At 62.0% G+C, this 23,877-nt stretch carries 22 protein-coding genes; 15 read left to right on the top strand and 7 right to left on the bottom strand.

What is annotated here, in order from left to right:
* Window positions 1-5 precede the first annotated feature (5 nt).
* Both AB8B20_RS12250 and AB8B20_RS12245 read left to right on the top strand, forming a co-directional pair.
* The gene (locus AB8B20_RS12250) at window positions 6-977 is read left to right on the top strand and encodes a sugar ABC transporter substrate-binding protein (protein ID WP_120293316.1); all 972 of its coding nucleotides are present in this window, start codon (window positions 6-8) and stop codon (window positions 975-977) included.
* A gap of 65 nt (window positions 978-1,042) precedes the next feature.
* On the top strand, window positions 1,043-1,330 hold the full coding sequence (locus tag AB8B20_RS12245; protein WP_089265505.1) for a YciI family protein: 288 nt from the start codon (window positions 1,043-1,045) through the stop codon (window positions 1,328-1,330).
* A 127-nt stretch (window positions 1,331-1,457) separates the two neighbouring features.
* Here AB8B20_RS12245 and AB8B20_RS12240 read toward each other — a convergent pair whose 3' ends face one another.
* Window positions 1,458-3,095 (bottom strand): isocitrate lyase, encoded by a 1,638-nt coding sequence (locus tag AB8B20_RS12240; RefSeq protein ID WP_093756885.1) that lies wholly within the window; start codon window positions 3,093-3,095, stop codon window positions 1,458-1,460.
* Between the two features lie 146 nt (window positions 3,096-3,241).
* On the opposite strand from AB8B20_RS12240, the gene AB8B20_RS12235 reads away from it, so the two are divergent.
* Window positions 3,242-4,681 carry a helix-turn-helix domain-containing protein gene (locus AB8B20_RS12235; protein WP_439072752.1) on the top strand — a complete coding sequence of 480 codons (1,440 nt, stop codon included), beginning with the start codon at window positions 3,242-3,244 and terminating at the stop codon, window positions 4,679-4,681.
* A gap of 6 nt (window positions 4,682-4,687) precedes the next feature.
* Here AB8B20_RS12235 and AB8B20_RS12230 read toward each other — a convergent pair whose 3' ends face one another.
* Window positions 4,688-6,187, bottom strand: a complete 1,500-nt coding sequence (locus AB8B20_RS12230) for a helicase HerA domain-containing protein (RefSeq protein ID WP_439072751.1) — start codon at window positions 6,185-6,187, stop codon at window positions 4,688-4,690.
* Between the two features lie 385 nt (window positions 6,188-6,572).
* On the opposite strand from AB8B20_RS12230, the gene AB8B20_RS12225 reads away from it, so the two are divergent.
* The 8 genes from AB8B20_RS12225 to soxA are packed head-to-tail and all read left to right on the top strand — an operon-like array spanning window position 6,573 to window position 12,866.
* Window positions 6,573-7,022: a (2Fe-2S)-binding protein gene (locus AB8B20_RS12225; RefSeq protein WP_093756882.1), complete on the top strand. Its 450-nt coding sequence runs from the start codon at window positions 6,573-6,575 to the stop codon at window positions 7,020-7,022.
* A gap of 11 nt (window positions 7,023-7,033) precedes the next feature.
* Window positions 7,034-9,208 (top strand): molybdopterin cofactor-binding domain-containing protein, encoded by a 2,175-nt coding sequence (locus tag AB8B20_RS12220; protein WP_439072750.1) that lies wholly within the window; start codon window positions 7,034-7,036, stop codon window positions 9,206-9,208.
* A 43-nt stretch (window positions 9,209-9,251) separates the two neighbouring features.
* Window positions 9,252-9,539 (top strand): c-type cytochrome, encoded by a 288-nt coding sequence (locus AB8B20_RS12215; protein WP_439072749.1) that lies wholly within the window; start codon window positions 9,252-9,254, stop codon window positions 9,537-9,539.
* Window position 9,540: 1 nt separating this feature from the next.
* Complete coding sequence (locus tag AB8B20_RS12210; protein WP_439072748.1) at window positions 9,541-10,821, top strand: FCSD flavin-binding domain-containing protein; 1,281 nt, start codon at window positions 9,541-9,543, stop codon at window positions 10,819-10,821.
* Window positions 10,814-11,281, top strand: coding sequence for a sulfur oxidation c-type cytochrome SoxX (gene soxX, locus AB8B20_RS12205; protein WP_439072747.1), 468 nt, complete (start codon window positions 10,814-10,816; stop codon window positions 11,279-11,281). The genes AB8B20_RS12210 and soxX overlap by 8 nt, the downstream gene beginning before the upstream one ends.
* 12 nt (window positions 11,282-11,293) lie before the next feature.
* A complete protein-coding gene (locus tag AB8B20_RS12200) occupies window positions 11,294-11,770 on the top strand; it encodes a SoxY-related AACIE arm protein (protein WP_439072746.1) in 477 nt (158 codons plus the stop codon).
* Complete coding sequence (soxZ, locus tag AB8B20_RS12195) at window positions 11,770-12,090, top strand: thiosulfate oxidation carrier complex protein SoxZ (protein WP_439072745.1); 321 nt, start codon at window positions 11,770-11,772, stop codon at window positions 12,088-12,090. The genes AB8B20_RS12200 and soxZ overlap by 1 nt, the downstream gene beginning before the upstream one ends.
* Complete coding sequence (gene soxA, locus AB8B20_RS12190) at window positions 12,087-12,866, top strand: sulfur oxidation c-type cytochrome SoxA (RefSeq protein ID WP_439072744.1); 780 nt, start codon at window positions 12,087-12,089, stop codon at window positions 12,864-12,866. Before soxZ ends, soxA begins: the two co-directional genes overlap by 4 nt.
* 38 nt (window positions 12,867-12,904) lie before the next feature.
* Here soxA and AB8B20_RS12185 read toward each other — a convergent pair whose 3' ends face one another.
* Together AB8B20_RS12185 and carA are read right to left on the bottom strand one after the other, a co-directional pair.
* Window positions 12,905-13,399: a PaaI family thioesterase gene (locus tag AB8B20_RS12185; protein WP_439072743.1), complete on the bottom strand. Its 495-nt coding sequence runs from the start codon at window positions 13,397-13,399 to the stop codon at window positions 12,905-12,907.
* Window positions 13,400-13,534: 135 nt separating this feature from the next.
* Window positions 13,535-14,725, bottom strand: a complete 1,191-nt coding sequence (carA, locus tag AB8B20_RS12180; RefSeq protein ID WP_315843354.1) for a glutamine-hydrolyzing carbamoyl-phosphate synthase small subunit — start codon at window positions 14,723-14,725, stop codon at window positions 13,535-13,537.
* Window positions 14,726-15,034: 309 nt separating this feature from the next.
* Between carA and AB8B20_RS12175 the strand changes: the two genes are divergently transcribed.
* Window positions 15,035-16,660, top strand: coding sequence for a glycosyltransferase family 39 protein (locus tag AB8B20_RS12175; RefSeq protein WP_439072742.1), 1,626 nt, complete (start codon window positions 15,035-15,037; stop codon window positions 16,658-16,660).
* Between the two features lie 142 nt (window positions 16,661-16,802).
* A complete protein-coding gene (locus tag AB8B20_RS12170; RefSeq protein ID WP_089265497.1) occupies window positions 16,803-17,258 on the top strand; it encodes a GatB/YqeY domain-containing protein in 456 nt (151 codons plus the stop codon).
* Window positions 17,259-17,367: 109 nt separating this feature from the next.
* On the opposite strand, the gene AB8B20_RS12165 is transcribed toward AB8B20_RS12170, so the two are convergent.
* Together AB8B20_RS12165 and AB8B20_RS12160 are read right to left on the bottom strand one after the other, a co-directional pair.
* Window positions 17,368-17,718: an endonuclease domain-containing protein gene (locus tag AB8B20_RS12165; RefSeq protein ID WP_439072741.1), complete on the bottom strand. Its 351-nt coding sequence runs from the start codon at window positions 17,716-17,718 to the stop codon at window positions 17,368-17,370.
* 89 nt (window positions 17,719-17,807) lie between these two features.
* A complete protein-coding gene (locus tag AB8B20_RS12160) occupies window positions 17,808-19,436 on the bottom strand; it encodes a fatty-acid--CoA ligase (protein ID WP_439072740.1) in 1,629 nt (542 codons plus the stop codon).
* 88 nt (window positions 19,437-19,524) lie between these two features.
* Between AB8B20_RS12160 and AB8B20_RS12155 the strand changes: the two genes are divergently transcribed.
* A complete protein-coding gene (locus AB8B20_RS12155; protein WP_439072739.1) occupies window positions 19,525-20,616 on the top strand; it encodes an extensin family protein in 1,092 nt (363 codons plus the stop codon).
* Between the two features lie 274 nt (window positions 20,617-20,890).
* Here AB8B20_RS12155 and AB8B20_RS12150 read toward each other — a convergent pair whose 3' ends face one another.
* Window positions 20,891-21,577: a L,D-transpeptidase gene (locus tag AB8B20_RS12150; protein ID WP_068734945.1), complete on the bottom strand. Its 687-nt coding sequence runs from the start codon at window positions 21,575-21,577 to the stop codon at window positions 20,891-20,893.
* A 443-nt stretch (window positions 21,578-22,020) separates the two neighbouring features.
* Between AB8B20_RS12150 and AB8B20_RS12145 the strand changes: the two genes are divergently transcribed.
* Window positions 22,021-23,001: a magnesium transporter CorA family protein gene (locus tag AB8B20_RS12145; RefSeq protein ID WP_089265493.1), complete on the top strand. Its 981-nt coding sequence runs from the start codon at window positions 22,021-22,023 to the stop codon at window positions 22,999-23,001.
* Window positions 23,002-23,877 lie beyond the last annotated feature (876 nt).

Here is a 23,877-nt window from a genome sequence, read left to right as displayed (position 1 = left end):
CGACTATGAAGAAGGCCTATGGCGCGCTTGCTGCACTGCTTCTGACGACATCACTCTCATCCCACGCGTTCGCTGACGGCGAGACGATCGCGGTGTTTACAAAAAACCAGACCAATCCGTACTTCCAGACAGTACGAGTTGGGTCCGACGCAGCCGCCAAGGCGATGAAGGCAAAGACGCTGCATTACATCCCCACAAAGCCGGACAGCATTCCGGAGCAGCTCAGCCAGATTGAGGACGTGGTGGTGAAGAAGCCGTCGGCGATCGTCTTCATCCCGGTCGACTACAAGGCGATGGTCCCCGGCGTCGAGAAGATCAATGACGCAAAGATCCCGGTTGTGAACGTGACGGATCGTTCCGCCGGCGGCAAGTTTGTCGCCTTTGTCGGCGCCGATGACTACAGTCTGGGTCTGGAGACCGGGCGCTATCTGCTGAAGACGCTGGGCGGCAAGGGCAACTTTGTGATCATTGAGGGCGTCAAAGGATCCTTGACGAGCATCGACCGCGTCCGCGGCTTCAACGATGCCTTGAAGGAAAACCCGGGCGCCAAGCTGCTTGCGTCGCAGCCGGGCAACTATCAGCGGCTGCAGGCGCTTCAGGTCATGGAGAATCTCATGCAGTCGAATACCCAGATCGACGGCGTATTGGCCGCCAACGACGCAATGGCGATCGGCGCGATCGAGGCGCTCGACGGTGCCAATCGCAAGGCCCAGGTCATCGGCGTCAATGGCACCAAGGAGGCGATCGACGCGATCAAGAGCGGGAAGTTGCTGGCGAGCGGCGACTACAATGGCTTCATGCAGGGATGCCTCGGCATGATGATCGCCATTCGTTCGCTGCGTAACGAGCCGGTGATCACCGAGATCGTTCTCAAGCCCACGGTGATTGGCAAGGAGAACTATCAGCCCTACGACGTGCCGCTGGAATCGCGGACCTGCCCGAGCTGGGACGAGGCTGCTAAGCTCGGCACCAAGTAGTATCTTCGACACTTCAGGCGGTCGTCGCAGGTCGGCGGCCGTCTTCTGTCTTCCAGGAGCTACGCATGCTGTTTGCCATCCATGCCGTCGATCATGCCGGGGCGCTCGACAAACGCTTGTCTCACTACGAGGCTCACAAGGCCTTTTTGTCCGACACCTCGGCCTATGACGTGACGATCGTGATGTCCGGTCCGCTGACAGCCGATGACGGCCAGACCATGATTGGCAGTCTGTTTCTCGTCGAGGCCGCCGACCGCGCGGCGGTCGAAAGATTTCATCATGCCGATCCGTTCTTTGCCGCCGGCATCTGGCAGACGGTCACGATTACCGGCTTCCTGCGCCGACAGGGATAAGCGGAATGGAGGCCGGCGCCTTGTCTGTCGGCGAGGCAGTCCTTCGGCATTTGAGAGCCGACAACGAAATCAGCCTGAGGTCTGACAGGACCCCAGGCTGACTTTGCGATGAGCTGAACCGTAACGACTAGCCGAACTGGTTCATCGTGTTGTGCGCGCCGCCCGCCTTCAGGGCTGCTTCACCGGCGAAGTATTCCTTGTGCTCGTCGCCGATGTCCGAACCAGCCATGTTCTGATGCTTCGCGCAGGCGATGCCTTGACGGATTTCCGCGCGCTGGACGTTCTTGACGTAGCCCAGCATGCCCTGTTCGCCGAAATACTCCCTGGCGAGGTTGTCGGTGGACAGCGCAGCCGTGTGATAGGTCGGCAGCGTGATCAGGTGATGGAAGATGCCGGCACGCTTGGCTGAATCAGCCTGGAATGTTCGGATGAGTTCGTCGGCTTCGACCGCCAGCGGCGTGCTGTCGTACTCCACCTTCATCAGCTCGGCGCGGTTGTACTTGCTGACATCCTTGCCGGCTTCCTTCATCGCGTCATAGACCTGCCAACGGAAGTTCAGCGTCCAGTTGAACGACGGCGAGTTGTTGTAGGCTAGCTTCGCATTCGGGATCACCTCACGAACGCGATCAACCATCTTGGCGATCTGCTCGATGTTCGGCTTCTCGGTTTCGATCCACAGCAGGTCGGCGCCGTTCTGCAGCGAGGTGATGCAGTCGAGGACGCAGCGGTCCTGACCGGTGCCTTCGCGGAACTGGTACAGATTGCTGGCCAAACGCTTCGGGCGCATCAGCTTTCCATTACGCGTAATGACGACGTCGCCGTTGCCGATCTTTGAAGCATCGATTTCTTCGCAATCCAGGAAGCTGTTGTACTGGTCGCCGATGTCACCCGGCTTGTGGCTGACAGCGATCTGCTGCGTCAGGCCAGCGCCGAGCGAGTCGGTGCGGGTGACGATGATGCCGTCTTCGACGCCCATTTCGAGGAAGGCGTGACGGCAGGCGCGGATCTTCGCGAGGAAGACTTCATGCGGCACGGTGACCTTGCCGTCCTGATGGCCGCACTGCTTCTCGTCCGAGACCTGGTTCTCGATCTGCAGCGCACAGGCGCCGGCTTCGATCATCTTCTTGGCGAGCAGATAGGTCGCTTCCGCGTTGCCGAAGCCGGCATCGATATCGGCGATGACGGGAACGACGTGGGTCTGGAAGTTGTCGATCTTGTTGATCAGTTCTTCTTCCTTTGCCTTGTCGCCAGCCTTACGAGCGGCGTCGAGGCTGCGGAAGATGTCGTTGAGCTCGCGCGAGTCAGCCTGACGAAGGAAGGTGTAGAGCTCCTCGATCAGAGCCGGGACCGAAGTCTTCTCGTGCATCGACTGATCCGGCAGCGGGCCGAATTCCGAGCGCAGCGCCGCGATCATCCAGCCCGAGAGGTACAGGTAGGTGCGGTCGGTGGTGCCGAAATGCTTCTTGACCGAGATCAGCTTCTGCTGCGCGATAAAGCCGTGCCAGCAGCCGAGCGACTGGGTGTACTTGGTGGTGTCTGCATCATAGGCGGCCATGTCGGCACGCATCAGCGATGCCGTGTAGCGTGCAACGTCGAGACCGGTCTTGAAGCGGTTCTGCAGGCGCATGCGTGCGACCGCTTCGGCGGTCACGCCGTTCCAGGTGTCCTTGGTCTTGAGCAGCGCCGACGCCGCCTCGACTTCGCTCCGATAGGAGCCGGTGCCGAGGATGGTCTGGTTGCTGATCCCGCGTGGCTGGAAGTTCATTGTCTCGATCCCTTTGGCTGACGAAAACCTGTCCTTGGTTGTAATCGCGGGATCGCCAGCCGCTAGACGGAACGCAGATAACTTGTCATACTTTACAAACTGAACGTGTAAGGCTGTAAAGTAGTTACAAGGTATTGGAGTGTGCGATGGCCGCCTCGGCAGGTCGTTCGGTGTTCATGGGGCCGCGAATCCGGCGGCTTCGGCGCGATCTGGGCCTGACCCAGGCCGATATGGCGGCCGATCTGGAAATTTCGGCCCCTTATGTCGCTTTGCTGGAGCGCAACCAGCGGCCGATGACGGCCGACATGCTGCTTCGGTTGGCGCGCACCTACACGATCGATCTCGCCGATCTGGCTGGCGATGGCGGTGCCGACAATACGGCGCGGATGCAGTCGATCCTGAAAGAGCCGATGTTCTCGGACATCGATATCCCCGCGCTCGAAATCAGCGATCTCGCGGTGAGCTATCCCGGCATGGCCGAGGCGTTCCTGCGCCTCTACACCGCCTATCGCGAGGAGCAGCTCGCGCTGGCGGATCGGCGCGCACCGGCGCTCACCGGTGGCGCGTCGTCTTCGGATAGCGAGGGCTATGATGCCAACGATCCCGTGGCCGAGGTCAGGCGGTTTCTGGCAGCTCGCCGCAACAATTTCGCTGTGATCGACGACGTGGCCGAACGTCTTGTGCAGGCGACGTCGGGGCCGAGCGGTTTCGTCGAGCGTCTCAAGACCCGGCATAAGCTGCAAGTGCGCTATCTACCGCCGGACGTCATGCTCGGCTCGGTCAGGCGACTGGATCTGCATCGCAAGCAATTGCTACTTGAGGATTCGCTCGATACCGCAAGCCTCCATTTCCAGTTGGCGCAGCAACTCGCCTATCTCGAAATGGAAAACGAGATCGGCACCGCACTCGAAGACGGCCAGTTCACCACCAAGAGCGCTGAACTGCTGGCGCGCCGGGCGCTCGCGGGTTACGCCGCTGCGGCGCTGATCATGCCCTATGCGGCTTTCGCGCGCGCCGCCGAGACCCGTCGCTACGATCTCGAAGCACTGGCGCGCCAATTCGGTGCCAGCTTCGAACAGACCGCGCATCGCATCACGACCTTGCAGCGGCCGGGCGCCGAGAAAGTCCCGTTCTTCCTGATCCGCGTCGACCCCGCTGGCAACATCTCAAAGCTGCTCGACGGCGCCGGCTTTCCATTTGCCAAGCACGGCGGCGCGTGCCCGCTGTGGTCAGTGCATGACGTTTTCAAAACGCCGCGCCAGATCGTCACGCAGTGGCTGGAATTGCCGGATGGGCAGCGCTTCTTTTCGATCGCCCGCACCGTCACGGCTGGCGGTGGTGGTTACGGCGCACAACGCGTCGAGCGCGCCATCGCGATCGGTTGCGCAGCCGAACATGCGGGGCAGTTGATCTATACGCGCGATGCATCGGCGCCGCGTGCGGAAGCACCCACACCGATCGGCGTTGCATGCCGCGTCTGTCATCGTCCGCGCTGCGCGGCTCGCTCGGCGCTTCCAATCGGGCGCGAGTTGTTGCCCGATGATTTTAGGACGCTGAACGTTCCGTTCGGCTTCTCGGCGGACTGAAACGGCTCAGGCCTGCTCGGCCGCAGCTTCCTCGGCATTGGGATCGCCGGGCGCCGTAGCCCAGGCCAGTTCGACGAGCGTCACGATGCGCCGACCGGCGCCATCGAGCTGGCAGACGATGAGGCCTTGCTCCTCGATATAGTTCAGCAGGCGCTGTGCGCGGCGTAGCGAATGCGAGCCGTAGGCGCGGGCGATCGCGGCATTGCTCGGGCAGGGCCAGCCTTCCTTGGCGGCGCGGGCGATCATCATGAAAACGCCCTGCATATCTTCCGGCAGGATCGAGGCGCGGACCGAGACGTCCTGCCACCCGTCATCTTCTGTAATGTCGGAGCCGAGCCCGGCGCGGGCGCGCGTCAGCATGCGGCGGAAGTCGTCGAGGTCCGGCACGGCAGCGCCAAGCCCCTCGATGCGGCAGCGGACCACGAATTCCTGATAGAGCACGCCAACCACCCGGAAGCCTGCATCGGGCTCGGCCATCAAGGCCTGCAACACGCGGTCGACGCGCTCTCGCCGCGCGGCCAATTCCTCGGCGCTGATCGGCGTCTCCGCCACGTCCGGCCGAATTTCCAGCGCTGCGGACTTCGCCGCCATGAGCTGGCCAAGCAGATCCGGCGATGACGGTGCGCGGCGCTGCGGCCGGACCGGCTCCGGCGGGGGCGCTGCGAGAATCGTGGCGCGGACGTCGTCGAGTGTCGCTTCCGGCAGCGGCATCAGGCGTGGGGTCGCATTGCGCGGACTTGTTTCGGTGACACCGATGCGCAGGCCCAGCGGACGACGGGAGAGGGCGGGACCCAGCGCCATGAACTGGCCGCGCTCGAGGTCGCGGAAGGATTCGGCCTGCCGTCGCTCCATGCCGAGAAGATCGGCGGCGCGTGCCATATCGATATCGAGGAAGGTGCGGCCCATCAGGAAATTCGATGCTTCGGCCGCGACATTCTTGGCGAGCTTCGCCAGTCGCTGTGTCGCGATGACGCCGGCAAGGCCACGTTTGCGGCCGCGGCACATCAGGTTGGTCATGGCGCCGAGCGATAGTTTGCGCGCTTCGTCGGACACCTCGCCGGCAACGGCCGGGGCGAACAGCTGTGCCTCGTCCACCACCACGAGCATCGGATACCAATGGTCGCGAGGCGCGTCGAACAGCCCGCCCAGAAAGGCGGCGGCGCGGCGCATTTGATTCTCGGCATCCAGCCCTTCGAGATTGAGCACTGTGGAGACGCGGTGCATGCGCGCGCGCTCGCCGGCCACCTGCAACCCGCGTTCGGTATGCGCCTCGGCATCGATCACCAGATGACCGAATCGCTCCGCCAGCGAGACGAAATCGCCTTCAGGGTCGATGATGGTTTGTTGCACCCATGGGGCGCTCTGTTCGAGCAGCCGGCGCAGCAGATGCGATTTTCCGGAACCCGAATTGCCCTGTACGAGCAGACGCGTCGCCAGCAGTTCCTCAAGGTCCAGAGCCGCCGGGGCGCCTGACGTCGTATGCCCCATCTCGATCGCAACGGTCATGTCTCGACTCAGGTCTCCTTGTAGAGAGGGCTTACCAACCCGGCCACAGCGCGTCGAGCGGCGCACGGCTATCATCCCGTGTTCCACGCAACTCTCACCAAGTAAATCGCGACAGCGAATCGGCGATGTTCTGCACACGGCGGTGCCCGGTTTTGCCAATGGCAATCTCAGGCGGTTTCCTTGCATGATCGCATTGTGTTCGACCCGCGGTGATAGAGCGTCAGCAAACAGAAAATCCCGCGTGACGTAACTGTGACGTCCGCAAGGCAGGGACATCGCTGGAATCTTCGGGCGCCGCAGTCACCAAACATTTGATTTGGAATTCTTCCAGTTTCAGGGGAGGGTTGCTGCAACGGCGATATGCGCCACGACCCGGGGAAATGCGATGGCAAGCCTCACGATCAATGGACGAACCTACGAGATCGATGCAGAACCGGACACGCCGTTGCTATGGGCGATCCGCGAGAATGCCGGGCTGACAGGGACAAAATACGGATGTGGCGTCGCCCAATGCGGCGCCTGCACCGTTCATGTCGATGGCCAGCAGGTCCGTTCCTGCAGCATGGCGCTCAGTGAGGCGATCGGAAAGCAGATCACGACGATCGAGGGCCTTGCGTCCGAGGGGGCCGTGCACAAGGTGCAGCAGGCCTGGATCGATCATGATGTGCCGCAATGTGGTTACTGCCAGAGCGGCATGATCATGGCAGTTGCAGCGCTGCTGGAGACAGTGCCGCAGCCGACCGATGAGGATATCGACCTCGCCATCACCAATATCTGCCGTTGCGGCACGTTCCAGCAGGTCCGTGAAGCGATTCACGCCGCTGCAAGCGCTTGAGGAAGATGGTCATGGGTCATGCTCCGCAACTCAATCGCCGTTCGTTTGTCCTGGGAACTGCTGCTATCGGCAGTGGCCTCGCGCTCGGTATTCCCTTTGGCGGGCCGACCGCAGTCTATGCGGCCGATGGTACGCCTGAGGTCAATGCCTGGGTGGTGATCCGGCCTGATGAGACCGTTGTCGTGCGTATCGCGCGGTCCGAGATGGGGCAGGGAACGCTCACGGGGCTGGCGCAATTGGTCGCTGAAGAACTTGAATGCGACTGGTCCAAGGTGACGACGGAATATCCTACGCCCGGGCAAAGTGTCGCACGCAAGCGCGTCTGGGGGGACTTTTCCACCGGCGGCAGCCGCGGCGTTCGCACTTCGCATGATTACGTCCGCAAAGGCGGCGCGGCTGCGCGCCTGATGCTGATCCAGGCGGCAGCCGATGAGTGGGCCGCGCCCGTGTCGGAATGTGCCACCAGCAAGGGCGTCATCACCCATGTCCCGTCGGGGCGCACCATCACTTACGGCAAGGTCGCGGAAGCGGCTGCTAAGCTGCAGCCGCCGGCCGACGTCAAGCTGAAGGATCCCAGGGACTGGACCATCGCCGGCAAACCGCTGAAGCGGCTCGATACGGTCGAGAAGACCAACGGCAAGATGATCTACGGCGCCGATATCAAGCTGCCGGGAATGCTCAATGCCGCGATCAAGGATTGCCCGGTGTTCGGCGGCACGCTGAAGAGCTTCGACGACAGCAAGATCCTGGGCATGAAAGGCGTCAAGAAGGTTGTGCGCGTCGGCGACAGCGCCGTCGCTGTGATCGCTGATACGTGGTGGCACGCCAAGTCGGCGCTGGAAGCGATGCCGGTCGTCTGGGACGACGGCAAGAACGCCAGCGTGTCCAGCGAGTCCATCGCCAAGTGGCTGCAGGAAGGCCTGGACGCTGCGCAGCCCGCTTTTGTCGGCAATAAGGCTGGCGATGTCAAAGCAGCGTTTGCGGGTGCTGCGAAGACGGTGGAAGCGGTCTACGCCTATCCCTATCAGAACCACGCCACCATGGAGCCGATGAACGCGACGGTGCTCTATACGCCAGAGAAGTGCGAGGTCTGGACCGGGACGCAGAATGGCGAAGCCGTGTTTGCGGCCGCAGTCGAAGCGTCAGGCCTGCCGAGTGACAAATGCGAGGTTTACAAGATCATGCCGGGCGGCGGCTTCGGTCGGCGCGGCATGACTGATTACGTCCGTCAGGCGGTGGCCATCGCCAAGCAGATGCCCGGCACGCCGATCAAGCTGATGTGGTCGCGCGAAGAGGACATGCTGCACGGCCGCTATCACCCCATTACGCAAAGCAAGCTGGTCGGCGCCTTCGATGCCGATAACAATCTGATCGGTTTGCACATGCGGATCTCAGGCCAGTCGATCCTGGCCAGCGTGCGTCCCGAGGGAATGCAGAACGGGATGGATCCCGTCACTTTCCAAGGTCTGAATGCCAGCGGTGAGGCAGCGATCGGCTACACTGTTCCGAATTTGCTGATCGACCATTCCATGCGCAATCCGCATGTGCCGCCGGGCTTCTGGCGCGGCGTCAACGTCAACCAGAATGCGATCTATCTCGAAAGCTTCATGGACGAACTCGCGCATTCGGTCGGTCAGGACCCGCTCGAATTCCGTCGCAAGCTGATGACCAAGCATCCGAAGCATCTCGCGGTGCTCAATGCCGTCGCAGAGAGGATCGGCTGGACGACGCCGGCACCGCAAGGCGTGTTCCGCGGCATCTGCCAGCATATGGGCTTCGGCAGTTATGTCGCGGCTGCGACGGAAATTTCGGTGACGGGCGGCAACAAGATCAAGATCCATCGCATCGTTGCCGCCACAGATCCGGGTTACGCGGTGAATCCCTGGCAGATCGATCGCCAGATCGCCGGCTCGTTCGTCTATGGCCTGTCGGCGCTGTTCTATGGCGAGTGCACCGTGAAGGGTGGTCGCATCGAGCAGGAAAACTTCGACACCTATCAGTCGATGACCATGAAGGAGATGCCGAAGGTCGAGTCGATCCTGATGCCATCGGGCGGCTTCTGGGGCGGCGTCGGCGAACCGACGATCTGCGTGGCCGCGCCGGCCGTGCTGAATGCCTATTTTGCCGCGACCGGCAAGCGCATCCGTTCCGTGCCGCTGAAGAATCACGACATCATCTTTGCGTAACCGACGCGTCGCCATGCTTGCTGCCCATCACTGGATTTCGCTCATGAAGGCACTGCGTACCTCACTTGCGATCGGGCTGATCGTCGCCTCGGCGGCGCCGGTCCGGGCGGCATCGGCGCTGCCGCCCGGCGCGGCGTCGTGCTCCGGCTGCCATGCGGCGACATCGCAGGTCATCCCGAACATCTATGGGCGCGATGCCGATGCGACGCGCTCCACATTGCTGGCCTTTCGCAATGGATCGATGCCGGCCACGGTGATGACGCGGATCGCCAAGGGCTTCTCCGAAGACGAAATCGGGTCGATTGCGGCCTGGCTGGCAACGCAGAAATAGCATGACCCACAAGAATCATACCTCACGACGGGAGTTTCTTCGCGCTGCCGCTGCCGCGACGGCGTCCCTTGCGCTGGCATCGCCCAGCCTGGCGCAATCGCCCGCGCGCGTCGTCGTGATCGGCGGCGGCTTCGGCGGCGCCAGTTGCGCGCGCGCGCTGCGGCAGCTCGATCCGTCGCTGGATGTCACGCTGGTGACGGCCGATCGCCAATATGTCGCGTGCCCGTTCAGCAACGAGGTCATTGCCGGTGACCGCGCCATCGAGGCCCAGCAATTCACCTACGAGAAAACCGCTACCGCCGGCATCAAAGTCGTCGTGCAAATGGCGCAGACGATCGACCCGCAGGCGCGCACGATCGGTCTCGCCGATGGATCGACGTTGCGCTACGACCGGCTGGTTCTGTCGCCCGGAATCGATCTGCGCTTCGACGCGCTTGCGGGCTATGATGAGGCTGCAGCGTCGCGCATGCCACATGCCTGGAAGGCGGGCGAACAGACGCTGCTGCTGCGACGCCAGTTGGAAGCGATGGACGATGGCGGCGTGGTTGCGATCGTCGTTCCCGCCAACCCCTTCAGGTGTCCTCCGGGCCCCTATGAGCGCGCGAGCTTGATCGCGCATTACCTCAAGACCCGAAAGCCGCGGTCGAAGCTGATCATTCTCGACTCGAAAGACGCGTTTTCGAAGCAGCGGCTGTTTCAGGCCGCGTGGCAGGAGCTGTATCCGGGATTGATCGAATGGGTCGCGCTGTCGCAGGGCGGCAAGGTTACGTCGGTCGATCCGGCGACCAATACGCTGGTGACCGATTTCGCGACACATCACGTTCAGGTGGCCAATGTCATTCCACCGCAGCGCGCCGGACGCATCGCGGAGATTGCCGGCGTCACCGACAAATCCGGCTGGTGTCCGATCAATCCCGTCAGCCTTGAATCAACCCAGGTGCCGAACATCCATGTGATCGGCGATGCCTGCATTGCCGGCGCCATGCCCAAATCCGCATTCTCGGCGAATGCGCAGGCGAAGACCTGTGCCGGCGCGATCGTGGCGTTGCTGGCGGGGGCGACGCCGACGTCGCCGAAGCTGATCAACACTTGCTACAGCCTAGTCGCGCCCGACTACGGCATTTCCATCGCGGGCGTCTATCAGCCCCGCAATGGCCTGTTTGCGGATATCGAAGGCGCGGGCGGTACGAGTCCGCTGGATGCGCCGCGTGATGTCCGGGCCCGTGAAGCGATCTATGCGCGATCCTGGTTCGAAACGATCGGAGCAGAGGTCTTTGGTTAGTCGCCGCCGCGCATCGACGCTGTTGACGGCGAGCGTGGCGACGACGCTGCTGCTGACTGCTCCGGTCCGCGCGGGTGAACTTGTCCCTTATGCGGTGGTTGGCGATGCGATTCCGCTGCCCCTGGCGCGCGCGGTTGGCGACGCGTCGGCGGGCAGGGCGATCGTCGTCAACCGGACCTATACGTGTCTGCTCTGTCACAGCGGTCCATTTACCGAACAGAGATTCCAGGGCGATCTTGCGCCAAGCCTTGCCGGCACCGGAAGCCGGTGGTCGGAAGGCCAGTTGCGGCTGCGGCTGGTGGATGCCTCCCGCCTCAATGCCGCGACCATCATGCCGTCCTATTATCGTGTAGATGACTTGCAGCGTGTCGGTGACGCATGGCTTGGCAAGCCGATCCTGTCGGCGCAACAAATCGAGGACGTCGTCGCTTACCTGACAACGCTGCAGAACCCATCATGACGAAAGCAATCCATGGCTGAGCCCGATCGAACGACGCGTCGCCAGTTCCTGGCGACCGCCGGCGGCGCAGCGCTCGGCGCGGTGTCACTCGTGCATGTCGGCCCGGCCCATGCGACGCCGGACACCATGAAGGCGGCCATCCGCGATATCGTCAACGGCGCCGGCGTGCGCCCCGGCAAAGTGAAGCTCGACGTCCCGCCGCTGGTCGAGAACGGCAACACGGTGCCGCTCACGGTCACGGTGACGAGTCCGATGAGTGATGCGGATCACGTGGTCAGTATCCACATTTTCAACGAGAAGAACCCGCAGCCCAATGTCGGTAATTTCTATATCTCCCCACGTGCAGGCCGTGCGCAGATATCGACGCGCATCCGGCTCGCCGACACGCAGACACTGACGGCCATCGCGAAACTCTCCGATGGTTCGTTCTGGTCGGCGACCGCCGACGTCGTGGTCACGCTCGCCGCATGTACCGAGGAGGCAACCTGATGGCGTCCGCGCTGATCAACGTTCCGTCTACGGTCAAGCGTGGCGACATCATCGAGATCAAGACGCTGATGTCCCACATCATGGAGACCGGCTTTCGCCATACCGTGACCGGCGAGGTTATCCCGCGCAACATCATCACCAATTTCACCTGCCGCTATAATGGCGAGGAAGTGTTCCGGGCCGATCTGTTTCCCGCGTTCTCCGCCAATCCTTTCATCTCCTTCTTTACGGTCGCCACCGAGAGCGGAAAATTCGAATTCCAGTGGATCGGCGATAACGGATTTCAGGAAACCGCGTCGGCCAGCATCACGGTCACATGAGGCGACTGCGAAATATCAGCCTGTCGTTGCTGGCAGCCGTCGCCTTCACGTCGCTCATCGAGGCGGCGGAGATCGCGCCGGGCGAGCGACGCTCCGGTGCCAGTTTCATGTCCGTCGAAACCCAGGCCATGCAGAACGACGCCACGGCCAATCCCGGCATGCTGGGGGTGCTGGATGGCGAGGCGCTATGGACCCGAAAGCCCGCCGCCGGCCGTGCTTGCGCGGATTGCCACGGTGATGCCAGCAGCATGCGCGGCGTCGCTGTGCGGTACCCGGCATTCGATGACAAGCTCAATCGCCCGGTCGATCTCGAACAGCGCGTCAATCTCTGCCGTGTCGATCATCAACAATTGCCGCCGCTCGCCGATGAAAGCCGCGATCTGCTGGCGCTGACCGCATTGATCGGCCGGCAGTCACAGGGGATGCCGATCGAGACGGGCGCCGATTCACGTCTGCAGGCATTCATTGACAAAGGCCGCGATGCCTTCATGCGGCGTCAGGGGCAGTTGAATCTGGCATGCACGAACTGTCACGACGACAACTGGGACAAACGTCTCGCCGGCTCCGCGATCACGCAGGCCCATCCGACGGGCTATCCCGTCTATCGGCTGGAGTGGCAGGGGCTTGGCTCTCTCAAGCGCCGCCTGCGCAATTGCATGATCGGCGTGCGCGCTCAACCCTACAGCGCCGACGCGCCTGAGATGGTCGAGCTTGAGCTCTACCTGATGTCGCGCGCGCGGGGCATGGCAAGCGAAACTCCCGCTGTCAGGCCGTGACGCTTCGAATGTCTGTGTACGTGCCCGCGGGCTCCAGGTCAGGTCGTTTCCTTCGGTATCTCGAACACCAGACACGTCGTGGTGGCATGGGCGATGAGCCGGCTCTTGGAATCCGTGATGCGCGCTTCCGCCGTTGCGGCGCGGCGGCCGACATTCAGCGTCTTGCCTTCGGTGCGCACGGTGCCAGAATCCTTGCTCATCCCGCGGATGAAGCTGATCTTGAATTCCAGAGTGGTGTAGCCGGTGCCGACAGGCAACATGGTGTGCACGGCGAGGCCCATCGCCGAATCCAGCAGGATCGCCGCGTAGCCGCCATGTACCGAGCCGATCGGATTGTAGTGGCGGAAGCCGGGGACGCTGTGAAACACGACAACACCGGGTTGTGCGGTCGAGTCGAACGGCTCGACATTCTCCATGATCGGCGGCTGCGGCAGCTCGCCGGAGAAGATCTTGCGCACAAAATCGAGCCCGGGCATCGAGGCCATCAGGCTGGTGGGGACGACGTCGTAGCGGGGCGTGGGGGCGTCGGTCATGGATCATTCCCGGCAATTGTAATGACGTGCATCATACAAAAGGTGGCGCCGCGTGTCATCTTTTCGGCGTTCAAAACGAAAATGGCCGGGGTGATCCCGGCCATAACATCTTAATTCCGCAAACTGACATGAGAGCTACGGCGCCTTGTTCGCCCGCATCAGATCCGCGAACCGCTTGAACAGATAGTGCGAGTCGCGCGGACCGGGGGAAGCCTCCGGGTGATACTGCACCGAGAATACCGGCTTGCCGTCGAGCTGGATGCCGCAATTGGATCCGTCGAACAGCGAGATATGGGTCTGCGTCGCGCCCTTCGGCAATGTCGCTTCATCCACCGCGAAGCCGTGGTTCATCGAGGTAATTTCCACCTTGCCGGTGGTCTCGTCCTTGACCGGATGATTGGCGCCGTGATGGCCCTGATGCATCTTCTTGGTCTTGGCGCCCACCGCAAGGCCCAGCATCTGGTGACCGAGGCAGATGCCGAATGTAGGCACGCCGGAATCGATCACCTGCTTGATGACAGGCACGGCATATTTGCCGGTCTCGGCGGGATCGCCGGGGCCATTCGACAGGAACACACCGTCCGGCTTCAGCGCCATGATCTCTTCTGCCGAGGTCGTGGCCGGAACGACCGTGACCTTGCAGCCTTCGCCGGCCAGCAGGCGCAGAATGTTGCGCTTGATGCCGTAATCGATGGCGACGACGTTGAATTCAGGGTTGGTCTGGCGACCGAAACCCTTTTCCCATTCCCAGGGAGTCTCGTCCCACGTGAAGCGCTGGGCCGACGTCACCATCGGCACCAGGTCCATGCCTTCGAGACCCGGCCATTCGCGTGCTTCTTCCTTCAGGCCATGCAGGTCGAATTGGCCGTCCTTCGCGTGCACAAGCACCGCATTGGGCATGCCCTTGTTGCGGATCAGCGCGGTCAGGGCGCGGGTGTCGATGCCGGAAATGCCGATGATGCCGCGCGCCTTCAGCCAGGCGTCGAGATGCCGGGAAGAGCGGTAATTCGACGGGTCGGTGATCGCTGAGCGCAGGATCACGCCGCGGGCGCCTGGCGTCGCCGCCATGTTCACCGTCTCGATATCCTCGTCGTTGGTGCCGACATTGCCGATATGCGGGAAGGTGAAGGTGATCAGCTGCCCGGCATAGGATGGATCGGTGAGGATTTCCTCATAACCGGTCATCGCCGTGTTGAAGCAGACTTCGCCCACGGCCTGGCCTTCCGCGCCGAGGCCGAAGCCCTCCAGCACGGTGCCATCGGCGAGCACGAGGAGCGCGGTCGGTTTGTGGTCCGGCCAGGCTGAAGATGTTTCTGAGGGGGTCATGAGGGGACTACATAGTCCGCGCATCCGCCGCCGTCAAAGCCGGAAAGGCCGGATTCACACGTCAACCATGGCTTGGCAGGTTAGCAATCGGCGCTTTGCCCGATCAACGGGCCCGGACAGAGCTTCATGAAGGAATAATATCTCATCTGGCAGAATTGTGGTGTTCCGGTTGTCCGGCGAAACCTGCACGCCGATAGCGCGTAATTTGCAGAATGAGATGTAAAATCAACTAATTATAATTACGGATGCTTGCCGGAACTCACTTTCGCCGGTAGCAAGCTACGACTTCCCGTATTTCCGGATATTTCAGTGCAGTTGGACTATTTCGCCAAGATGGCCGCGCGCTCGGCCGTCGCGCCTGCGCGATGGCGCAGGCCTTTTCTGACCTTCCTCGATGGGATCGAGAAGGGCTGGACGATTCCTGTGCTGATCGTCGGCTTCGCGGGAATCTGGCTGCTGTTTCTGGTGATCGCCTATCAGAGCGGCGATCTACATGCGGATGCGCTGGAAACCTGGACGCTTGGGCGCGAATTCGCATGGGGTAATCCCAAACATCCGCCCTTGATGGGCTGGGTTGCGCGGCTGTGGACGCTGGTTTTCCCGCTGACCGACTGGTCGTTCCAGTTGCTGTCGATGACCAATGCCGCGGTGGCGCTCTGGGCCGTCGATCTGATTGCGCGCCGCTTCGTGCGCGGCGATTCGCGAGCCGTCGTGCTGCTGCTGCTGATGCTGCTTCCGGCCTACCAGTTCCATGCCCAGCGCTTCAACGCGAACACGGTGCTGCTCGCGGTCTGGCCGCTGGCGACCTACTGCTTCCTGCGCTCCTTTGAAACGCGCGCTATCGGCTGGGCTGCCGCCGCCGGCGTCCTGTCCGCGCTGGCGATGCTCGGCAAATATTATTCGATCTTCCTGATCGCCAGCTTCGCGCTGGCAGCGATCGTGCATCCGCAGCGGGCGGTCTATTTCAGGTCCTGGGCACCGTGGGTCTCGACACTTGCCGGGCTCATTGTCCTTGGGCCGCACATCCATTGGCTCGTGACGACCGGTGCTGCGCCGTTCACCTATGCCATGCAGGTTCACGGCGGCATCGACTTCGGTCAGTCACTTATCGAAGCCAGCATGTTTTTGCTCGGTCTCGCGGCGACGCTGGCGCTCCCGGCCATGGTCTGGGTTTTATCGGCCGAGCTGCGCCTGAAGTACTTTTCGGCCGATTTCCGTGCGATGGGTCCAGGATTGCTGCTGCTGTTCTGGGTGTTTATCGGCACCGTGCTGCTGCCCGTTATGACAACCGTCACGCTTGGCACCGACATGCCTTCGCTATGGGCGCTCCAGGGCTTGTTCCTGCCTGCCGTTTTGATCGTCTGCGGTGCCCGCTTCACGCTCGAACGCCTGTATGTGGTCAATATGGTGGTGTTCGTTGCCGGCATCGCCATCATCGCAACCGTTGTGGCTGCTCCGATCCATGCGATTTACCGCAACAGCATCAATCCTAACGAGCGGACTTACTATCGGCTGGCCGCTCAAGAGCTGACTGACCGGTGGCACCAGATGACAGGCCGGCCGATGCCACGGATCAGTGGCGACGACGGACTGGCATTCGCGACGGCCTTTTACAGCCCTGACCATCCCGTCTACAGCCGCCCGTTCCAGTTCCAGTACACTTGGGGCATGCCGCGCGCGACGACGCTGCAGAAGGGGTGGGCTTCGATGTGCTTTGCGACAGATAGCGATTGCCTGATGTGGATGGGCAAGGTCGCGATGCTCGAGCCGCGGCACGTCAGGTTTGATTTCGAGGTTCAGCCCCGGCTATGGGGCCATGCCGGTATTCCGGCCACCATATCGGCGTTGATGGTTCTGCCATACGTCGCTGGAGCCGGCGCGCCCGGGCCGCTATCTGCAGGCGTGGAGGATTTCAGCTCCAGCCATCGGCAATAGGTTTGGGCAGTAGGTTCGGGCAATAGCTCCGGGCGGCGTCCCCGAGAATTGGCGGGTGCAGTTGTGCATACCCCTTAAAACGCTTAGATCGGGGCCAACCGAGTTCCGGCGCTGCGATTGGCGGCCGCAAGAGGAGACGCAGATGCTGCGCGATGACATTAACAACGCCGTCAAGGACGCCATGCGGGCCAAGGACGAGCGCAAGCTTTCGACGCTTCGCATGGTCAATTCGACCATCAAGAATGCCGATATCGAAGCGCGCGGCCAGAGCAAGCCGCCGCTGTCGGATGCCGACCTGCTGAGCCTGCTGCAGAAGATGATCAAGCAGCGCCAGGAATCGGTGGAGCTCTATGACAAGGGCGGCCGCGCGGAGCTCGCGACCCAGGAGCGCGAGGAAATCGCGATCATCTCCGCCTATCTGCCGCAGCAGATGTCGGAGGACGAGACCAAGTCCGCCATCGCAGCCGAGATCGCAGCGACGGGTGCGGCCGGCATGAAAGACATGGGCAAGGTGATCGCCGCGCTGAAAGCGAAATATGCCGGCCAGATGGACTTCGGCAAGGCCAGCGGTCTGGTGAAAGCCGCGCTCAACGGCTGAGGCTCTCTTTAACCTCTCCCCGCCCTTTGCGGGGAGAGGTCGCGCGCACCTGGCGCGCGGGTGAGGGGCCAAGCACGCTGCTTCAACGCACGCAATCTATCGGTTCGGATCAATCCGAGGTCTTGCGCAATTCCTGATCGATGAGCGACAGCACGCCTTCGATATTTGACAGCACATCGTTGTTCCAGAAGCGAAGCACGCAATAACCTTGCTCGCACAGATATCGATCGCGCATGGCGTCCCGTTGCGACTCCGGATGCTGCCCGCCATCGACCTCGATAACGATCATCTTCTCCCGACAAACGAAGTCGCAGATATATCGCCCGATCGGCTCTTGGCGAATGAATTTGCAGCCGGCAATCTGCCTGTTGCGCAGACGATTCCACAGTTTCGTTTCGGCGTCGGTGGAGTTGGCGCGTAATTCGCGCGATCTGTTGGTGATGCGAATGTGGCCACGCATGTGCCATGCCCCTCACCCGACCGGCTTCGCCGGTCGACCTCTCCCCGCGAAGGGCGGGGAGAGGTTAGGAACGCTGTCGCTCTTGTCAGCTACGCCGCCGCCGTCGGCAGGCTATACGTCTTGAACTGATCGCGCAGCGCGGTCTTCAGGATCTTGCCAGTGGCCGTGTGCGGGATAGCATCGACGAACACCACATCGTCCGGCATCCACCACTTGGCGATCTTGCCATCCATATATTTCAGGATGTCTTCGCGCGTGGCGGTTTGATCCTGCTTCAGTTGTACGATCAGCAGCGGGCGCTCGTCCCACTTCGGATGATAGACGCCGATGACGGCGGCTTCCGCCACCTGCGGATGACCGACGGCAAGGTTCTCCAGATCGATCGACGAGATCCATTCGCCGCCGGACTTGATGACGTCCTTGGAGCGGTCGGTGATCCGCATATAGCCGTACTGGTCGATGGTGGCGACGTCGCCGGTGTCGAAATAGCCGTCCTCATCGAGAATGTTGGCATCGACGCGATAGTAGGCGGCCGAGACCGAGGGGCCACGCACCTTGAGGCGGCCGAAGGTCTTGCCGTCCCAGGGCAGGTTCTTGCCGGCGTCGTCGGTGATCTTCATCTGGACGCCGAACGGCGGATAGCCCTGGGTCTGCAGGATATCCAGCCGCTCGTCGCCTTCAAGCTGGTCGAACGGCGGCTTCAACGCGGCCAGCGTGCCGATCGGGCTCATTTCGGTCATGCCCCAGGCATGACGTGCACCGATGCCCATATCGACGAACGCCTTGATCATCGAGCGCGGCATCGCCGAGCCGCCGCATACCACCATGCGCAGGTCGGGCAGTTTCAGATTGTTCTGCGACATGTAGTTGAGCAGCATCAGCCATACCGTCGGCACGCCCGCAGTATGCGTCACCCTCTCGGTGGAGAGCAATTCATAGATCGAAGCGCCGTCCATCTTGGCGCCCGGCAGCACGAGCTTGGTGCCCATCGACGGCGCGGAGAACGCGATGCCCCAGCTATTGGCATGGAACAGCGGGACCACCGGCAGCATGGTGTCGGCGGCATTGGCGCCGAGCGAGTCACCGGTGTTGGCCATCAGCGCGTGCATCACGTTGGAGCGGTGCGAATACAGCACGCCCTTCGGATCGCCTGTTGTTCCCGATGTGTAGCACATCGCGGCTGCGGTGTTCTCGTCGAATTCCTTCCATTTGAAGTTGCCGTCGACCTCAGCGATCCAGTCCTCATAAGCCACGGCGTTTTTCAGCGTGGTCTGCGGCATGTGCGCCTTGTCGGTGTAGACGATGTAGCGCTCGACTGATGGCAACTGGTCGGCGAGTTTCTCGAGGATAGGGACGAAGGTGAGGTCGGTCATCACGATGCGATCTTGCGCATGGTTGATGATCCACGCGATCTGATCCGGGAATAAACGTGGATTGACGGTGTGGCAGATGGCGCCGATGCCCATGATGCCGTACCACGTTTCCAGGTGCCGCCATGTGTTCCACGCGATGGTGGCGACGCGGTCGCCCATCTTGATGCCCTCGCGGTCGAGACGCTGTGCGACCTTCAGGGCACGGGTACGAATTTCGGCGTAATTGGTGCGGTGGATGGGACCTTCGACTGATCTGGTCACGACCTCGCGCTCGCCGTGGACTTGGGCTGCATGATCGATGATCCGATGACACAGCAAAGGCCAGTCTTGCATCAAGCCACGCATTTGATCGTTCCTCCGTCTTGTGATTGGCGTGCCGGCTCCCCGATCGTTGCCGGGGAACTTCGACCGTGTTCTTGCTTTAGGTCTTGGCATGAAGTTTAGCGCGGGGAAAGCGGCCCGGAAATGGACTTTTGGCCTATCCGGCTGCGACCAAAGGACAATTGGGGTGGTTCTGGCGTTGCTGCTGGTTGCCGCGCCGGCGCAGGCCTATCTGACGACATCGCGTGTGCCGCTGCCAAAGCCCCGCCCGGCAGAAGCGCCGGCGATCGAGCCGGCGCAAAATCCCGGTGAGGAGCCTGCGAGATCGGAGCAACCCGCTGAGCCTGAGAAGCCTGCTGCGGAAGCGCGTCCGCCGGAGCCGCCGCCGCCTTCAGCCTGCCGCTTGGCGCTCACCGATGCCATCGCTGTTGCGCCGAGTATTCCCGACATCAAGGGGCCGGGCGCCTGCGGCGGACCCGACATGGTGCGGCTGGAAGCGGTTGTGCTGCCGGACAGGACGCGCGTGCCGCTGAAGCCGGCGGGAACGATGCGCTGCGCCATGGCAACGGCGGTGGCCGAATGGATCCGCGCCGACATGGCACCGCTCGCGACCAACCTCGGCACCAAGCTTCTTGAACTCGATAATTTCGACTCCTTCGATTGCCGTGGTCGCAACCGTGTCGTCGGGGCGAAACTGTCAGAGCATGGCCGCGCCAATGCGCTGGATGTGCGCGGGCTGAAACTCGCCAATGGCCGCTCGATCGCACTGACCGAGCGCAACACGCCGCGCGAGCAGCGCGAGGCCGTGCTGCATTCGGTCTGTACGCGGTTCACCACCGTGCTGGGGCCGGGCTCCGACGGCTACCACGAGGATCATATCCATCTCGATATCGCCGAGCGGCGCGGCAACTACCGCATCTGCCAATGGGACGTCTGGGACGAGTGGCCGCGCATCGCGCCGCTGATGCCGGCCGTGCGCCCGGACGAAGCACCGCCGCGCGAAGTGGCGGAAGGCAAGCCGGGGGAGAAGACGCCGGAGGCGGCGAAGCCCGCAGAGCCTCCAGCCGCTCAGCCTGCCGCTGAAGCCGAGCCGGAGCCCGAAGCAGAAGCCGCGCCTCCACAAGAACAGCCCAAGCCGAAGCCAAAACCCAAGCCGAAGAAGCGCCGCGCGCCGCCACCATCGCCGTTCAGCTTTTTGCGGTGATTTGAAAAGGAGTGGGGGAGCAGGCGTGAGGTTGCAATCGCCTCTTAGCTGTCATCCCCGCGAAGGCGGGGATCCATAACCACGGTTGGCGTGGTTGAGGCGACGGCATTGCCGCATCTACAGCGCTTCAAAAGTTCTTCGGAGTGTATGGATCCCCGCCTTCGCGGGGATGACATCGGTGTTTGAGGTGAATGCTGAGCACCCAACCATCCCGCCCATCAACAGAAAAAGCGCCGGCAAAACCGGCGCTTTTCCAATCTCATAAAACCTTAGCTCAGTACGGCGTTCCGCCGCCGCCCTGCAGGGCCAGCTTCGAATTATACGGCGAGTCGCCGGCCTTCGGCTCAAGCACGACGACCACAGCGCCGGGCTTGACGCGGCTATAGAGGTCGATGACGTCTTCGTTGGTCATGCGGATGCAGCCCGACGAGATCGAGGCGCCGATATATTCCGGCTGATTGGTGCCGTGAATGCGGAACAGCGTGTCCTTGTTGCCCTGATAGAGATAGAGGGCGCGGGCACCGAGCGGATTATCGACGCCGCCGGGCACCTGGGCCGGCAGGCCTTCGATGCGGGCGTGAATGTCCTTGGTCGGGGTCCACTTCGGCCATTCGGCCATGTTGCCGACGCGCGCGACGCCCGAGAAGGCCAGCGCTTCTTCGCCGACGGTCACGCCATAGCGGATCGCCTTGCCGCCGTCCTGGACGAAATAGAGATAGTGGTTGTCGGAATCGACCACGATCGAGCCCGGCGCTTCCTTGCGGTGGAAGTCGACGATGGCGCGGCGGAACGGCTCGGCGACGGCGACCTTCGCGTAACGCGCCTTGGCGAGCTGTGCCTTGTCATTCGGCTTGAGGCTGGCTTCCGGGGCGGCCTGGAATTGCGTGGCGGTCTGCATGCAGCCCGACAGCATCAGGCCGGCGGCGACAATCAAACCAAGCTTAATCTTGAGCGGCGACATGTCATTGTTCCAATTGCGTGAGGTCCGAATTCAGACAGGCTGGTGCAAGGAAACGCACCCAAAATAGCCTGCGAACGCCACGATTCCGTTAAAGCTACTATCGCTGAAATCCGCTGCAATTCCAGCGGTTAGATGCGCTGCGCATCATGCAGCGCACAACCTGTGTCATATTTGCCGCAGAATTTTCGACCCTCCGGCCAAATCCTGTGCAGAACCGCAACGCCTCGCGAAGCCGTGATGCGCGCGTGACAATTTTGTCAGATCGAGACCATGGAACGCGCGATCTTGCGGGAAAAATTCCCCGGGTTCGGGTGGGGTTGGCGCGCCGCACAAAGGCTGTCATGACGGCTGCATCCGCATCGGTCATGGTCGGTCGCCCCTGCCGATTCTGTCCGGATCGTCCGTATTGCAGTGTCCCGCCTTTTCAATGTCCCGGAGTTGCTATGCTCGCTGTCTTCACCCCTGCCGACCACGCCTTGAGAAAATCCGAGCCAACCGATCTCGAAGCGTTGCCGGACAATGCGGTGTGGATCGACATGGTGAAGCCGTCGCCAGCCGAAGACAAGGCGGTGGAGAAACTGGCGGGGGTGGAAATTCCGACCCGCGAAGACATGCAGGAGATCGAAATCTCCAGCCGTCTCTATATCGAGAACGGCGCCCGCTATATGACCGCGAGCTTGATGTGCGGCTCCGACACGGAGTCGCCGCGGATCACGGCGGTAACTTTCATCCTCACCCGGCAACGGCTGGTGACGGTGCGCTACGACACACCGCGTCCGTTCGCGTCCGTCGAACTGAAGCTTGGCCGCAACGCGCCACCCGGCGCCAATGGTGAAACCATTCTGCTCGAACTGCTCGACGCGGTGATCGATCGGTGCGCCGACATTCTCGAACGCGTCGGCGCCGACGTCGATCAGGTCAGCCACGACATCTTCGAGCCGGATGAGTCGCTGCGGACCGGCCATGCCAAGCGTTATTCCGAAATTCTGATCACCATCGGTCGCAAGGGCGACCTGACCTCGAAAGTACGTGAAAGCCTCGTCTCGATCGGCCGCGTCGTCACCTTCATCACGGCGGAAGCCGAAGGCGTGAAGTGGTCGAAGGACATGCGCGCGCAGCTCAAGACCATGCAGCGCGACGTGGTGTCCCTGACCGATCACGCCTCCTATCTGTCGAACAAGATCACCTTCACGCTCGATGCGATGCTCGGTGTCGTCAATCTCGAACAGAACAACATCATCAAGCTGTTCTCGGTCATGGCCGTCGTGCTGATGCCGCCGACATTGATCGCCTCGGTCTATGGCATGAATTTCAAGGCGATGCCGGAACTGCAATGGGATGTCGGTTACCCCATGGCGCTGATCATGATGCTGTTCGCCGCGGTGCTGCCTTATATGTTCTTCAAGTGGAAGAAGTGGCTGTAGGGCACGTAGGGCGGCACTAACCTCTCATTTGTCATTCCGGGATGCGTCACGCCGGCGAAGCCGGTGGGGTGCAGGCCCGGAATCCATAAGTTCGATCGTGGTTATGGATTCCGGGTTCGCGCAAGGGCGCGCCCCGGAATGACAAATGAGGGATAGCAGCGCCCAAACATTTTTCCTGCATCTCTTGACAATATGCCTATAAGGATTATCCTCCGCTCATCCGGTTCGCGAGGGGCGCTTCATGAGGCGTCTTGAAGTGGGACTGGGATGCGGCGCCTGCGGGTGTGGGGTGACGTACCCCGCGCACTCGGGAGGCCTTGGGTCACCGTCCGACCCCACTACGGGGGTCTGCCACTCATGCTGGCTGGACGTGGCATTGGTGAACGGCGGGAAACCGTCGGGATCAGCGGAGTGCGGAGCTCTGCGCCTTTGCCCGGAAGAACGGTCCCGGGGACAGAAATCGCCGCGGTGGCGCGCCGGATGGCGTTGCGCGGTTGCAGCTTGCCGGCGTTCCGGCGGAGCGGATCGCGAAAATTACCACCATTTCGCGTCGTCAGGCGCGCTGCCACCCCTCATGTTTCAGGAGGGGACACCGCTTAGACAACCCCGAGCATGCGCTCGCGGGATCATAAAGGCGCGGGTGTCTGAATCTTTTTCCAACTATCAAAACGCATTCATGATGCGTGTTCGAAAAGCCCAATGATCATAGGCTTCGCGCGATTCCCGCCACAATTTATCCGGTAAAATTCGAGCGTTCCGCTGAACGGTTGCGCTAATGGTTGCTGTCATAACGCTGTCAGAAGCGATGAGGACAGCAATGGTTGACAAAACAGAAACATCGGGACGGAACGTCGTCGATCTCAGGTCCTATCAACA

It is taken from the genome of Tardiphaga sp. 866_E4_N1_4 (genome assembly GCF_052076075.1).
Classification (GTDB): domain Bacteria; phylum Pseudomonadota; class Alphaproteobacteria; order Rhizobiales; family Xanthobacteraceae; genus Tardiphaga; species Tardiphaga robiniae.
The sequence above is the reverse complement of the archived record's forward strand: the minus strand, read 5'-3'. Positions and strand labels throughout refer to the sequence as shown.

What these genes read in the sequence shown, in the direction of transcription:
- AB8B20_RS12185 (WP_439072743.1), bottom strand. Translation starts at nt 13,399, where the DNA reads ATGACCGACGCCCCCACGCCCCGCTACGACGTCGTCCCCACCAGCCTG.
- AB8B20_RS12250 (WP_120293316.1), top strand. Translation starts at nt 6, where the DNA reads ATGAAGAAGGCCTATGGCGCGCTTGCTGCACTGCTTCTGACGACATCA.
- AB8B20_RS12160 (WP_439072740.1), bottom strand. Translation starts at nt 19,436, where the DNA reads ATGCGTGGCTTGATGCAAGACTGGCCTTTGCTGTGTCATCGGATCATC.
- AB8B20_RS12150 (WP_068734945.1), bottom strand. Translation starts at nt 21,577, where the DNA reads ATGTCGCCGCTCAAGATTAAGCTTGGTTTGATTGTCGCCGCCGGCCTG.
- AB8B20_RS12145 (WP_089265493.1), top strand. Translation starts at nt 22,021, where the DNA reads ATGCTCGCTGTCTTCACCCCTGCCGACCACGCCTTGAGAAAATCCGAG.
- soxA (WP_439072744.1), top strand. Translation starts at nt 12,087, where the DNA reads ATGAGGCGACTGCGAAATATCAGCCTGTCGTTGCTGGCAGCCGTCGCC.
- AB8B20_RS12220 (WP_439072750.1), top strand. Translation starts at nt 7,034, where the DNA reads ATGGGTCATGCTCCGCAACTCAATCGCCGTTCGTTTGTCCTGGGAACT.
- AB8B20_RS12200 (WP_439072746.1), top strand. Translation starts at nt 11,294, where the DNA reads ATGGCTGAGCCCGATCGAACGACGCGTCGCCAGTTCCTGGCGACCGCC.
- AB8B20_RS12245 (WP_089265505.1), top strand. Translation starts at nt 1,043, where the DNA reads ATGCTGTTTGCCATCCATGCCGTCGATCATGCCGGGGCGCTCGACAAA.
- AB8B20_RS12170 (WP_089265497.1), top strand. Translation starts at nt 16,803, where the DNA reads ATGCTGCGCGATGACATTAACAACGCCGTCAAGGACGCCATGCGGGCC.
- AB8B20_RS12155 (WP_439072739.1), top strand. Translation starts at nt 19,525, where the DNA reads ATGAAGTTTAGCGCGGGGAAAGCGGCCCGGAAATGGACTTTTGGCCTA.
- AB8B20_RS12225 (WP_093756882.1), top strand. Translation starts at nt 6,573, where the DNA reads ATGGCAAGCCTCACGATCAATGGACGAACCTACGAGATCGATGCAGAA.
- AB8B20_RS12235 (WP_439072752.1), top strand. Translation starts at nt 3,242, where the DNA reads ATGGCCGCCTCGGCAGGTCGTTCGGTGTTCATGGGGCCGCGAATCCGG.
- AB8B20_RS12210 (WP_439072748.1), top strand. Translation starts at nt 9,541, where the DNA reads ATGACCCACAAGAATCATACCTCACGACGGGAGTTTCTTCGCGCTGCC.
- AB8B20_RS12165 (WP_439072741.1), bottom strand. Translation starts at nt 17,718, where the DNA reads ATGCGTGGCCACATTCGCATCACCAACAGATCGCGCGAATTACGCGCC.
- AB8B20_RS12215 (WP_439072749.1), top strand. Translation starts at nt 9,252, where the DNA reads ATGAAGGCACTGCGTACCTCACTTGCGATCGGGCTGATCGTCGCCTCG.
- AB8B20_RS12230 (WP_439072751.1), bottom strand. Translation starts at nt 6,187, where the DNA reads ATGACCGTTGCGATCGAGATGGGGCATACGACGTCAGGCGCCCCGGCG.
- carA (WP_315843354.1), bottom strand. Translation starts at nt 14,725, where the DNA reads ATGACCCCCTCAGAAACATCTTCAGCCTGGCCGGACCACAAACCGACC.
- soxZ (WP_439072745.1), top strand. Translation starts at nt 11,770, where the DNA reads ATGGCGTCCGCGCTGATCAACGTTCCGTCTACGGTCAAGCGTGGCGAC.
- AB8B20_RS12240 (WP_093756885.1), bottom strand. Translation starts at nt 3,095, where the DNA reads ATGAACTTCCAGCCACGCGGGATCAGCAACCAGACCATCCTCGGCACC.